Source organism: Haloarcula pellucida (genome assembly GCF_014647235.1).
GTDB lineage: Archaea > Halobacteriota > Halobacteria > Halobacteriales > Haloarculaceae > Haloarcula > Haloarcula pellucida.
On the sequence record NZ_BMOU01000001.1, the window covers coordinates 878,819 to 891,436 of the forward strand.

The window sequence follows — 12,618 nt, forward strand, 5'->3', positions numbered from 1 at the left end:
TATCGGCCCCACTGTATTAGCCTTCTCTTCAGGCGGATAGGCTTGGTACTACCCACTAAACTTTTTAACAACAGGTGTTGTTAGATGATCACATGAGCGACGCGGAGATGTCGTACACGACGCTGGGTTCGACGGGACTGGAGGTCTCCGAACTCTGTCTCGGGACGATGAACTTCGGCAGCAGTGAACCGTGGATGCTCGACGACGTCGACCGGAGTCGAGCGATACTCGAACGGGCACTCGACCTCGGTATCAACTTCGTCGACACGGCCAACGCTTACTCCGCGGGCGAGAGCGAGGAGATCGTCGGGAGCGTCGTCGACTCCCGCCGACGGTCGGAACTCGTTCTGGCGACGAAGGTGTACTTCGATATGTTCGACGGCCCGAACGGCGGCGGCCTCTCGAAGAAGCACGTCATCGACCAGTGTCACGAGAGCATGGACCGACTGGGCGTCGACTACATCGACCTCTATCAGATACACCGTTGGGACGACGACACCCCGATAGAAGAGACACTCGACGCACTCAGTTATCTCGTCGACGAGGGGTACGTCCGGTACATCGGCGCGAGCACGATGGCCAACTGGCAGTTCCAGAAAGCGCTGTACACGGCAGACATCGAGGACTACGAGCGGTTCGTCTGTATGCAACCGGAGTACAACGCCGTCGACAGACACGAGGAAGCGAATCTCCTGCCGGTGTGTGCCGAGGAAGGCGTCGGCGTCGTCCCGTGGTCGCCGCTTGCCGGTGGGTTCCTCGCGGACAAGTACGACCGCGACAACGCGCCGACGTCCGGGCGCGCGAGCGAGGACGAGTACACCGCCAACCGGTTCACCGAGGAGAACTGGGCGGTGTTAGACGAGATACGGGCTATCGCCGACGAGAAGGACGCGACGCCCGCACAGGTCAGTCTGGCTTGGCTTCTGCACAAGGACGTCGTCGACGCCCCGATAATCGGTCCTCGGAAAATGGACCACCTCGAGGAGAACGTCTCCGCGGTCGATATCGACCTCGCTGCGGACGAACTCGCTCGTATCGAAGGGCCGAAGTACCCTCAATGGCCTGTGGAAGGCAAGGACTGAGAGCATTCCGATGGACACCCTACCCGAACACAGACGCGCTATACACCCATGGACGACGAAGAACTGACATCGATACTGGAGGACGCCGGGCTCTCCCCCTATCAGGCCGAGGCGTACGTGACCTTACTCGAACTCGGGACGGCCTCGGCGACGGACGTCGCGGAGTCGTGTGACGTGCCGGACCCCCGAATCTACGACGTCCTCCGTGACCTCGAGTCGAAAGACTACATCGAGACGTTCCAGCAGGACAGCCTCTCCGCTCGTGCCCGCAACCCCGACGGCGTACTCGAAGACCTCCGCTCTCGGTCGAACAAGTACCTCGACGCCGCGGAGACCATAGAGGACCGCTGGAACCAACCCGAAATATCCGACCACGAGGTCAGTATCGTCAAGCGGTTCGATACGGTCCTCAACCGCGCCCGCGAACTCATCGGGGCGGCGGAGAACCAGATACAACTGGGCGTGGCTCCGGCGCAGTTCTACGAACTCCGACCCGAACTGCGAGACGCCTACGAGCGCGGCGTCAACATCAAACTGAGTATCTGTACCGAACCCGACGACGAGATCCCAGACGTGGCCGACATAGCGGGTGCGTGTACGGAGGCGCGACACCGTGACATCCCGTCACCGTTCCTCGTTCTCGTCGACCGCACGTGGACCTGTTTCGCACCCCACAGACACTCGGTCAACGAGTACGGCGTCCTCGTGAACGACCGGTCCCACACCTACCTCTTCCACTGGTTTTTCCTCACCTGCCTCTGGGAGATCTGGGACACCCTCCACACCGAGCGGACTCCCGAGACGCCGACGACCTACGTCGACCTCCGGCACGCCGTCCGAGACATCGACCCACTCTTACAGGAAGGGGCGTCTATCAAAGCGACAGTACGCGGACACGAAACGGACACGAAAGCCGAGGTGGAGTTGACCGGCTATATCACCGACGTCGACTACACCGGGAGTTCCCTCGGACAGACGGAGCCAGTCCCGTTGGCCCAACTCGCTGGACGAATCAGCGCCACGCTGGACGTCGACGGCGAGACGTACGATATCGGGGGGTGGGGTGCCGTCCTCGAGCAAATCGAGATCGACGAGATTACCGTCGAGAGCGTCGAGTTCGAGTAGTGGCTCCCTATCGGTCGAACCGGCACCGAATAAATAGTACCTCAGTTTACGCGTTTGATCTCGCTGGAATCACAAATCATTGTTTGGCATTACCGAACGTTTACATTGGTGGCGTTCACTACGCATCAAAACTGTCAGGATCGTTTGTGTTTGACGGCCATCTCACAGGCGATTAACTACACCTGTGGTTAATTATGGATAACCTTTAAGTGGTGCGCCGGCAACCACAGAATAGACATGTCGGACAATGGCACGAGAGACGGCGACAGCTCATCAAGCGTTTCCCGGCGACGGTTCGTTCGGGCAGCAGGTGCGACGGGTGTCGCAGCAGGTATCGCGGGGTGTGCAGACTTCGTCGGTGGCGATGGTGGCGACGGTGGCTCGACCGGCGACGGGAGCGACGGCGGTGGCGGCGGCGATACCACCACGGTCAAGTGGGGCTTCGATCCGGTCGCAGTCCAGAACAACGGCCCGGCTATCAAGGACGCCCTCCGCGAGAACGGGCTCCCCGAGAACATCGAGATCGAGTTCGTCCCGCGCAACCAGGACACTGGACAGGCCCGGGCGAACTACAACCGGCTCCTGAGCGCCGGCGAGACGGAACCGGACATGTTCCTGATGGACAACGGGTGGACGAACATCTTCATCCAGCGCGGTCAGCTCCAGAGCCTCTCGGAGTCGCTCCCGGAGGACCTCCTCTCGGACGTCTCCGAGAACTACTTCACCGCGTTCACCGACACCGCACGTGACCCCAGCAGCGGGGACCTCTACGGGGTCCCAGTGTTCCCGGACTTCCCGACGATGCAGTACCGCAAGGACCTCGTCGAGGAAGCCGGCTACAACCCCGAGTCCGATAACTGGGCCACCGAACCGATGACGTGGGAGAAGTGGTCGAACATCGCCGCCGACGTCTACGACAACTCCGATACGGACTTTGGCTTTACGACCCAGTGGGACATCTACGAGGGGACCTCCTGCTGTACGTTCAACGAGGTCATGTCCTCGTGGGGCGGCGCCTACTTCGGCGGCCGCGACAACCTCTTCGGACCAGTCGGCGATCGACCGGTCACGGTCAACCGCCCCGAAGTCGTCGACGCGCTGAACATGATGCGGAAGTTCGTCCACGACGAGGACTTCGGCGGGCAGTTCAGCAGCTACGGCGGCGGCTTCACGCCGACCAACATCCTCGGCTGGAACGAGGAACCCTCCCGGGCGCCGTTCGCCGAAGGCAACGCGGTCTTCCACCGCAACTGGCCCTACTCGCTCGCGCTCACCGGCCGGAACCCGGAGGAGACCGACGACCCCGCGCTCGGCGAGAACCTCGGCGCGATGCCCATCCCGTACGCCGTGTCCGAGAGCGATGCCGCACAGCCCGGCACCGGCGGCACGACGGCCGCACTCGGTGGCTGGCACATGACGGTCAACCCGAACAGCGGCAAGGATGACGCCGTGACCGAGGTCATCCGCGCCGCGATGCAGCCGGACTTCCAGCTCAAGCTGCTGTCCATCCAGGGCTGGCTGCCGCCGCGCCCCGAACTGTTCAACTCCGACGAGGCCCAGAACGTGCCCGTCGTCGGCCGCTACATGGACACCCTGCAGGTCGCAGGGAACAACACGATGCCGCGCCCGGTGACCGCCGTCTGGAGCGACCAGTCGAGTAAGATCGCACAACAGGCGAACCGTGCCGTCGGACAGGAGGCGTCCTCGAAGAGCGCGATGCAGACTCTCGAGAAGGACCTGCAGGCCACCGAATCCTCGTAACGTCTGCGGCCTAGTTTTACAATAAACCTAAGCTATTATTGACTATGGAGCGGACCCCAACCAGGAGGGAGGTACACGAATGAGCACAGAAACAGGGAGGGAGTCACAACGCTCGGGGGCACTCGTCAACCTGATGCGGTGGATGGAGAACCTGAGCGATACGCAGTACGCGTACCTGTTGTTGGTACCTGTGTTCGTGTTGCTGGGTGTCGTCGCCCTCTATCCACTGTTACGGACGTTCGAACTGTCACTATTCGCCGTCTCGACTGACCTGACCAGCATCAAGTTCGTCGGTATCGACAACTACATCGGGCTGTTTACCGGGGAGAAAAACCGGTACCTCCCGGGTGGGACCACGTTCCTGCCGAGCAGTTTCGAGTTCACGAGCCTGCTCAACAGCGCGCTGGTCATCACGATAATCTTCGCCGTCGTGAGCGTCCTGTTCGAGACCCTCATCGGCCTCGGACAGGCGCTCATCCTCGACCAGGACTTCTACGGTCGGCGGTGGGTTCGTGCGGCCATCATCATCCCGTGGGCGGTGCCGATCGTCATTCAGGGGATGATCTTCTTCCTGATGTTCAACTCGAACGTCGGATTCGCGACGCCGCCGCTTGCCGACCTCGGCCTGCTGGCACCCACCAACACGCTGAACGACACGGCCAGTGCGACGTTTATCATCATCGTCGCGGACATCTGGAAGACGTCGGCGTTCATGGCCCTGCTGATACTGGCGGGCCTCCAGAGCATCGACCGTGGCCTCTACGACGTCGCGAAAGTCGCCGGCGCCACGAAGTGGCAGCAGTTCAAACTCATCACGCTCCCGCTCATCCTGCCGACTATCGGCGTCGCGGTGCTTTTCCGCTCCGTGCAGGCGATGCGCGTGTACGGTATCATCGACACCGTCTCGAGTTGTGCCGTCGTGCCGTCGCTGTCTTGCATGGTCGTCGCGACGTTCAACACGCGTGAGGGGACGTCGGCGGCCATCGCGTTCGTGACCGCCGCCATCATCGGCATCGTCGTGATGGGCATCATCCTGTGGCAGGGGGAGGACGCGATCTAACATGGCTACGACAACGAAGGACACAGACGATAGCGATGGGCCACTCGCACGCTGGACCCAGCGAGCGATCCAGAACCCAGAGCGAGTGTACCGTGCGCTGTTCTACGCAGCGATGGCGTTCTTCCTCGTGACGACGCTGTTCCCGTTCTACTGGCTCGCCGTCCTCGCGGTGACGCCAGAGGGGAACCTGCTTGCCGGGAGCTTCCTCCCGACCATCAACCTGTTCGGAGTCAGCGGGACGTTCCCGCTCCCGGTGCCGAAGGGATTCAATCCCGCTGCGTTCGTCACGGTGTTCGAGCAGGTGCCGTTCCACCTCTACATGCTGAACAGCTTCGCACTGGCGGTCACGACGACCGTCATCGTGCTGTTCGTCGCGAGTCTGGCCGGCTACGTGTTCGGCCGACTCCGCTTCCCCGGCCGCGCCCTGCTGATGCTGGGTATCCTCGCGATTAGTTACTTCCCGCCGGCCGCGTTCGTCATCCCGCTGTTTCAGGCGTTCGCCGGGAACGCGCCGATCACCGTGCCGTTCACGGACATCCCGCTGTTCACGCCGCCGCGCCTGCTGAACACGCCGGGATCGATGGTGCTACCGTTCAGCGCGCTGTTCATGCCGCTGTCCATCTTCATCCTGACGACGTTCTACGGCCAGATTCCCGACGGGTTGGAGGACGCCGCACGCGTCGAAGGGACCACGCGACTGGGTGCGCTGTTCCGGGTCATCATGCCCCTGTCGGCGCCCGGCGTCGCGACTGCGTCGGTACTCACCTTCATCGCAGTGTACAACGAGTACTTCTTCAGTTCCATCATGGCGACGTCGCCCGAGGCGGCGAAGTGGTCGCCCATCGTCGGTGGGATTCTGAGCTACCAGACCCAGTACACTACGCAGTACAACCTCATGGCGGCCGCGAGCATCGTCGGGGTCCTCCCCGTCGTCATCCTCGTCATCGTCGCACAGGAACGCATCGTCAGCGGACTGACCTCAGGCGCACTCAAGGAGTAATACAATGGCACGAGTACGACTCGAACACGTCACGAAACGCTACGACGACCAGGGTGAGATTGTCACCGCGGTCGACGACATGAACTTAGACATCGATCACGGCGAATTCATCTGCTTTGTCGGCCCCTCCGGCTGTGGGAAGTCGACGACGATGGAGACTATCGCCGGACTCACCATCCCGACGGAGGGCGAAGTCCACATCGGTGACCGCGAGGTGACGAACCTCCCGCCGAAGGACCGGGGCATCGCGATGGTGTTCCAGAACATCGCGCTGTTCCCCCACATGGACGTCTACGACAACATCTCGTTCGGCCTCCGTCTGCGGGACTACCCGCAGGACGAGATAGACCGCCGGGTCGAGCGTGCCGCCGACATCGTCCAGCTAGAGGGGATGCTCGACCGGATGCCCGACGAGATGTCCGGCGGCCAGCGACAGCGCGTCGCCATCGCACGCGCAATCGTCCGTGAACCCGACGTGTTCCTGATGGACGAACCGCTGGCGAACTTAGACGCGAAGCTGAAAGTCCACATGCGGACGGAACTCCAGCGCCTGCACAAGGAACTGGACACCACCATCATCTACGTCACGCACGACCAAGAGGAGGCGATGACCCTCTCGGACCGCATCGCCGTCCTCAACAGCGGGAGCCTCCAGCAGATAGACCCGCCGCTTACCTGCTACAACGAGCCCGACAACCTGTTCGTCGCCGGCTTCATCGGGTCGCCGTCGATGAACTTCATCTCGGGGACCGTCGGCGAGAGCGCCATCGAGACGCCGAACTTCTCGCTGGCGTTCGACCCTGCGACGGTCGAGGGCCTCGGCGTCGGCGACGAGGTCACCATCGGTATCCGCCCGGAGGACATCTATCCCGGCGAGTTCCGCAACGAGATCAGGGACCCGTCCTCGCTCATCTCCGCCCGCGTGGACATCCTCGAACCGATGGGCGATGAGATATTCGCCTACATGTTGTTGGCCGAGGGCGAGACGTCGATGGACCAGAAGCAGACGACGAACAACCAACTCCTGATGAGCATCGAACCGGACTCGGAGATTCAGGAGGAAGAGGACATCGAGGTCGCCATCGACCGACGCAACGTCCACATATTCGATTCGGCGACGGGTGACGCGCTCGTCCACAAACTCGAACCGGTCGGCAGTGATACCGGCGTGACCGGCAGAGAAGCCGAATCAGACGACTGATACAGCGATGCTAGACCAGCTACCCGGCCTCGTCTGGTTCAGCCTCATGCTGGTCCTGTTCTTCTTCTGGGCGTACGGCATCGGGTCGTTCGTTCTGGACCTGAAGAACAAGATACTCCCCGGTATCATCGAGTACCGGCGCGGCCGCCGCGCCGAGAAGGCCAAGCAGGAGCGCGAAGAAGAGCGGGAAGAACGCGAGAAGCAGTTGTACTAACCCGGGACCCTTTTCTCGTCGCGCGCGCTGTCCTGCAACAGTGACAGCAGAGATATGACCGACATCTCGACAGTTCAACTCGGATTCGTTGGCCTCGGCAACATCGCACGACTCCACTGTGACCGACTCCAAGACGCGGGTCTCGGCGACGTCGTCGCCGCGGGCATGGACGTAGACCCCGACGCTCGACAGTCGTTCGCCGAAGAATACGACGCGACGGTGTACGAGGACACAGACGAACTGTACGCGAGCGTCGACGCCGTCCTCGTGACCACGCCGAACAAGTTCCACGAGGAGTACGTCGTCGGAGCGCTCGAAGCGGGACTGGACGTGCTCGTCGAGAAACCGCTCGCACACTCACTGGAAAGTGCCGAACGGATCGCCGCGGCCGCCGCCGACGCGCCGGGGTTCTGTATGGTCGGGTTCCACAACCGGTTTGCGAACCCAGTGCAGGCCCTCGTCGGCTACTGCGAGGCGGGGACTCTCGGCGACGTATCGCACGTCGAGGCCGACTACATCCGCCGACGCGGCGTCCCGGGGAGAGGGTCGTGGTTCACCCGTCAGCCAATCGCTGGCGGCGGATCGCTCATCGACATCGGCGCACACGCCATCGACCTCTCGCTGTATCTCCTCGGCTACCCAGACGTGGTCGAGGTGTGTGGCGAGACGCGGGCCCAGTTCGGGACCGAAGACGACTACGCCTACGTCACGATGTGGGGCGAAGATCAGGGTGCCGACGAGTTCAGCGTCGACGACTCCGCGAGCGCGTTCATCCGCTGTGCAGACGGGTCGACGGTCAATCTGGAAGTGGCGTGGGCGACCAACCGGCCGGACAGCCAGCAGTACTACGTCCGCGGCGACGAGGCCGGCGCGGGGCTGAATCTCGCCGACGGGACGCTCGAACTGTACGAAACGGCGTCGACGGGCGTGATGCACCACCGAACGAGCGAGATAGAGACCCGCGACGAGGAACCACACGCCATCGAACAGCAACGGTTCGTCGAGGCAGTCGCGTCCGGAGACCCCCCGGCGACCAACACAGTCGAACAGGCCCTGACCGTCCAGCGTGTGATGGACGCCATCTATCGGTCGAGCGAGCAGGAGCGCGCTGTCTCCCTAGACTAGTGGTCGAATAACGGTGAAGAAAGACTTAATCCCGAGTACTCTCACAGTCCGATAGGTTATGAAAGCGATTGGTGTGACACGGGACGGTGACGAACCTGAGTTACTTGAGATAGAGCGACCCGAACCGGCCGACGGAGAGGCGCTCGTCAGAACGCTCCGCGTGGGCGTCGATGGGACCGATCACGAAGTTATCGCCGGGGCACATGGTGGGTACCCCGAAGGCGAGGACTACATGATTCTGGGTCACGAGGCGGTGGGTGTCGTCGCGGACCCGAACGGCACGGGGCTAGAGGAAGGTCAGGTCGTCGTCCCGACTGTCCGACGGAAACCTGACGGTGAGACGAACGAGTACTTCCGCCGCGGCGAACCGGACATGGCACCTGACGGCGAGTACTTCGAGCGGGGTATCGTGGGTGCTCACGGCTACATGGCCGAGTACTTCACCTCGCCGGCTGACTATCTCGTCCCCATCTCCGAGGACCTCGCGGAGTACGGCCTGTTCGTCGAACCCATCTCCATTACGGAGAAGGCGAACGAACACGCCTTCGCGACGCGGGAACCCTTCGAGTGGCGTCCCGAGACGGCCTGCGTGCTGGGCAACGGGTCGCTCGGTCTGCTGACGCTGTGGATGCTCGGACAGCAGTTCGACCGGACCTACTGCGTCGGCCGTCGCGACCGACCGGACCCGACGATAGACGTCATCGAAGAACTCGGTGCGACCTACGTCGACTCCCGACAGACGTCCGTCGACGAGATACCCGAGGCCCACGAGGCCATCGACTACATGTACGAGGCCACGGGCTTTGCCCCCCACGCCATCGAGACGGTTCACGCACTCGCCCCCAACGGCGTCGGCGCCCTGCTTGGCATCCCGGAACCGTGGGACTTCGAAGTCGACGGCGGATCGCTGCACAACGAACTCGTCCTCCACAACAAGTGTCTCGTCGGGACCGTCAACTCCCACGTCAAGCACTTCGAGTACGCCATCGATACGCTGGAGGATATGCCCGAGTGGTTGCTGGACGGCCTCATCACGACGGTTGCCGAACCGGAGAACGTCACACCGGCGTTCGTCGACGACGACGACCAGATAAAGGCTGTCGTCGAGTTCGACACGCTGTAGTTCGGGACTGGCTCTCGAAATCCGACGCGGCCGATTTTCGACGTGGAATATCAGGGCAGAAATCGACAAATTCCAGACTCTGTTCGTGGTAATTAGCGGACAATAGTTTTACATATTCGGCCGCTTGAATTATTCATCCACATCCGAATTAAGTCATAACCGCCAGACTGCGGGCGGATTTTCCGTCACTTTCGGAGGGTAAAACGAGCGCTGTTGTCATACAGAAGTATTAAGTGCGAATCCTCAATAAGAAATGGTGAGGTATTGGTGCAACCATGACTGACGACAACTCTGACAAACGGCTGACAAGGCGTAACGCTCTTCGGATCGCTGGTGCGGCAGGTGCCGCATCGCTCGCTGGCTGTGGTGGCGATGGCGGCGACGGCAGCAGCGACGGCAGCGACGGCAGCGGCAGCGGCGACGGTGGGGGCGACACGACCACCGCGACCAGCACTCTCGAAGTCGCTCACTGGTGGGGCGAGGGTGACGGGAACGCGGCCATCAACGCCCTCTTCGAGGGCTTCAAGGAGAAGTACCCGAACGTCTCGACCGACGACAACCTCGTCGCCGGTGGTGCGGGGAGCAACCTCCGGACGAACATCCGAACACGGATCCAGAACGGCAGCCACCCCAGCACGTGGCAGGCGTGGCCGGGCAAGAACCTCATTCCGTTTACGGACGCGGACCTCCTCGAAGACATCGAGGACTCCGTCTGGAGCAAGAACGGCATGAAAGACGCCTACCTGCCGGGCGTCAAGGACGCGGCACAGCCGGCCGGTAACTACGTTACCGTCCCGCTGAACATCCACCGCATCAACAATCTGTTCTACAACGTCAGCGTCGTCGAGGACGCGGGCGTCGACCCGACCTCGCTCGAGACGCCGTCGGACGTGACCGACGCCCTCAAGGCCGTCTCCGACGCCGGCTACACGGGCATGGCGCACCAGACCGGCTCCGCGTGGTCGACGGTCCAGATGTTCGCGACCATCTTCCTCGGCCAGACCGACGCCGAGACGTACAACGCGACCTGGGTCGAGGGCAACATCGAGGCCAACCGCGACGCTATCGCGTCCGCGCTCGACGTCGTCCGAGAATACAGCGAGTTCTACCCGAGCGACTCCGGTTCCATCTCGTGGACCGAGGCGAACTCCGGCGTCATCAACGGGGAGACCGCCTTCCTCCACCAGGGTGACTGGGCGGCAGGGACCTACGTCGGCACGGACGGCTTCAAGTACAAGGAAGACTGGGACTACGTCCCGTTCCCGGGTACGTCCGGTAACTACATGCTGAACATGGACTCGTTCCCGTACCCGACCGCCAACCCGTCGCCCGAAGCGACGACGAAGTGGTGTCGGTACTGTGGTACCACCGAGGGACAGGAGCGGTTCAACCCCAAGAAGGGGTCCATCCCGCCGCGCACCGACGCGAGCACCGAGCCGTTCTCGGCGTTCTCACAGGACCAGATCAAGGACTTCACCGACTCCGACGCGCAGCCGCCGTCCCTGCAGCACGGCCTGGCTGTCAAGCCCTCGGTCAAGACCGGTGTCTCGTCGGCGTTCAGCTCGTTCATCACTGGCTCCGCAAACGACAAAGTCATCAGCCAGCTCAAGGACGCCTACAGCAACCTGTAAGGCCGTCTCGAACTACGATTCTTTCGGCGCGGTTGGATAGGATGGGTATATACGCTATCCTGTGGGAGCTTCAGACGGTACAGGTCTGGGAGTACCCAGATAGCATCGAAAGATTACATACGGCAGTAACTCAATGGGGAAGTAAGCGATGGCAGGTCTGACACTCGACAACGTAACGAAAATATTCGACGACGACGGTGAGGAGATAGTCGCCGTCGACGATGTCTCCATCGACATCGACGACGGCGAGTTTCTCGTATTGGTCGGCCCGTCCGGCTGTGGGAAGTCCACGACGCTCCGGATGATCGCGGGTCTCGAAGAGATTTCAGAGGGCGAAATCCGTCTCGGTGAGACGGTGATGAACGACATCCCACCGACCAAACGGAACGTGGCGATGGTGTTCCAGTCCTACGCCCTCTATCCGCACATGACCGTGCGGGAGAACATGGCCTTCGGGCTCGAGGAGTCGACGGATATGCCCGACGACGAAATCGACATGCGCGTCGAGGAGGCCGCAGAGCTCCTCGGTATCCCGGAACTCCTAGAACGGCCACCGAGTGACCTCTCTGGTGGGCAACAACAGCGCGTGGCACTCGGGCGTGCTATCGTCCGAGACCCCGAAGTGTTCCTGATGGACGAGCCACTGGCGAACTTAGACGCCAAGCTCCGGGCGGAGATGCGCACCGAACTCCAGCAACTGCAGGAGGACCTCGGCGTGACCACGGTGTACGTCACGCACAATCAGGTGGAGGCGATGACGATGTCCGACCGGGTCGCGATCCTCAACGACGGCATCCTCCAGCAGTGTGCGACGCCGCTGGAGTGCTACCATCAGCCGAACAACCTGTTCGTCGCCGGGTTCATCGGCGAACCGTCGATGAACTTCTTCGACGCCGAACGACAGGGTTCGACGTTGGTCACCGACGATTTCGAGTACGAACTCTCGGAGGAGACCATCTCGTCTCTCGGTGGGGAGACGGATCTCGTGTTCGGTATCCGGCCGGAGGACGTCACGCTCAAGTCCGCTGTCGAGTCGAACCACGACTATCGGACCGTGGTCGACGTCGTCGAACCGATGGGTGATGAGAACGTCGTCCACCTCGTCTTCGAAGGGAACGAGGTCAGCGAGGACGACCTCTTTACCGCAGTGCTGGACGGGATGAAAAGCGTCGACGCCAAGCAGAACCTCGTCGCAGAGTTCCCCGAAGAGGCGATTCACCTCTTCGACCGGAAGTCCGGCGAGGCGCTTCGCAACCGCGAACTGGAAGCGGCTGAGTCGCCGCCTGTACGGTAGCG

The 12,618-nt window shown here is 62.1% G+C and carries 11 protein-coding genes; all 11 read left to right on the forward strand.

The window, feature by feature from the left end:
- The first annotated feature begins 92 nt into the window (after positions 1-92).
- The 11 genes from IEY28_RS04555 (at position 93) to IEY28_RS04605 (ending at position 12,616) form a co-directional block, all read left to right on the forward strand.
- A complete protein-coding gene (locus IEY28_RS04555; RefSeq protein ID WP_188994943.1) occupies positions 93-1,082 on the forward strand; it encodes an aldo/keto reductase in 990 nt (329 codons plus the stop codon).
- A 48-nt stretch (positions 1,083-1,130) separates the two neighbouring features.
- Positions 1,131-2,207: a TrmB family transcriptional regulator gene (locus tag IEY28_RS04560; protein WP_188994945.1), complete on the forward strand. Its 1,077-nt coding sequence runs from the start codon at positions 1,131-1,133 to the stop codon at positions 2,205-2,207.
- A 237-nt stretch (positions 2,208-2,444) separates the two neighbouring features.
- Positions 2,445-3,968, forward strand: coding sequence for an extracellular solute-binding protein (locus tag IEY28_RS04565; RefSeq protein WP_188994947.1), 1,524 nt, complete (start codon positions 2,445-2,447; stop codon positions 3,966-3,968).
- Positions 3,969-4,047: 79 nt separating this feature from the next.
- A complete protein-coding gene (locus IEY28_RS04570) occupies positions 4,048-5,028 on the forward strand; it encodes a carbohydrate ABC transporter permease (protein ID WP_188994949.1) in 981 nt (326 codons plus the stop codon).
- Between the two features lies 1 nt (position 5,029).
- Positions 5,030-6,028: a carbohydrate ABC transporter permease gene (locus tag IEY28_RS04575; protein WP_188994951.1), complete on the forward strand. Its 999-nt coding sequence runs from the start codon at positions 5,030-5,032 to the stop codon at positions 6,026-6,028.
- Between the two features lie 4 nt (positions 6,029-6,032).
- Complete coding sequence (locus tag IEY28_RS04580; RefSeq protein ID WP_188994953.1) at positions 6,033-7,229, forward strand: ABC transporter ATP-binding protein; 1,197 nt, start codon at positions 6,033-6,035, stop codon at positions 7,227-7,229.
- A 7-nt stretch (positions 7,230-7,236) separates the two neighbouring features.
- Entirely contained in the window at positions 7,237-7,443 is a 207-nt protein-coding gene (locus IEY28_RS04585) for a DUF8005 family protein (protein WP_166970030.1), read from the forward strand.
- Between the two features lie 54 nt (positions 7,444-7,497).
- The gene (locus IEY28_RS04590; protein WP_188994956.1) at positions 7,498-8,568 is read left to right on the forward strand and encodes a Gfo/Idh/MocA family protein; all 1,071 of its coding nucleotides are present in this window, start codon (positions 7,498-7,500) and stop codon (positions 8,566-8,568) included.
- Between the two features lie 58 nt (positions 8,569-8,626).
- A complete protein-coding gene (locus IEY28_RS04595; RefSeq protein ID WP_188994958.1) occupies positions 8,627-9,691 on the forward strand; it encodes a glucose 1-dehydrogenase in 1,065 nt (354 codons plus the stop codon).
- 275 nt (positions 9,692-9,966) lie between these two features.
- Complete coding sequence (locus tag IEY28_RS04600) at positions 9,967-11,322, forward strand: ABC transporter substrate-binding protein (protein WP_188994960.1); 1,356 nt, start codon at positions 9,967-9,969, stop codon at positions 11,320-11,322.
- 148 nt (positions 11,323-11,470) lie between these two features.
- Complete coding sequence (locus IEY28_RS04605) at positions 11,471-12,616, forward strand: ABC transporter ATP-binding protein (protein WP_188994962.1); 1,146 nt, start codon at positions 11,471-11,473, stop codon at positions 12,614-12,616.
- Positions 12,617-12,618: the final 2 nt, after the last annotated feature.

Excerpts from the sequence above, each read along its gene's own strand:
- IEY28_RS04565 (WP_188994947.1), top strand. The coding sequence starts at position 2,445 with ATGTCGGACAATGGCACGAGAGACGGCGACAGCTCATCAAGCGTTTCC.
- IEY28_RS04600 (WP_188994960.1), top strand. The coding sequence starts at position 9,967 with ATGACTGACGACAACTCTGACAAACGGCTGACAAGGCGTAACGCTCTT.
- IEY28_RS04555 (WP_188994943.1), top strand. The coding sequence starts at position 93 with ATGAGCGACGCGGAGATGTCGTACACGACGCTGGGTTCGACGGGACTG.
- IEY28_RS04595 (WP_188994958.1), top strand. The coding sequence starts at position 8,627 with ATGAAAGCGATTGGTGTGACACGGGACGGTGACGAACCTGAGTTACTT.
- IEY28_RS04560 (WP_188994945.1), top strand. The coding sequence starts at position 1,131 with ATGGACGACGAAGAACTGACATCGATACTGGAGGACGCCGGGCTCTCC.
- IEY28_RS04575 (WP_188994951.1), top strand. The coding sequence starts at position 5,030 with ATGGCTACGACAACGAAGGACACAGACGATAGCGATGGGCCACTCGCA.
- IEY28_RS04605 (WP_188994962.1), top strand. The coding sequence starts at position 11,471 with ATGGCAGGTCTGACACTCGACAACGTAACGAAAATATTCGACGACGAC.
- IEY28_RS04590 (WP_188994956.1), top strand. The coding sequence starts at position 7,498 with ATGACCGACATCTCGACAGTTCAACTCGGATTCGTTGGCCTCGGCAAC.
- IEY28_RS04570 (WP_188994949.1), top strand. The coding sequence starts at position 4,048 with ATGAGCACAGAAACAGGGAGGGAGTCACAACGCTCGGGGGCACTCGTC.
- IEY28_RS04580 (WP_188994953.1), top strand. The coding sequence starts at position 6,033 with ATGGCACGAGTACGACTCGAACACGTCACGAAACGCTACGACGACCAG.
- IEY28_RS04585 (WP_166970030.1), top strand. The coding sequence starts at position 7,237 with ATGCTAGACCAGCTACCCGGCCTCGTCTGGTTCAGCCTCATGCTGGTC.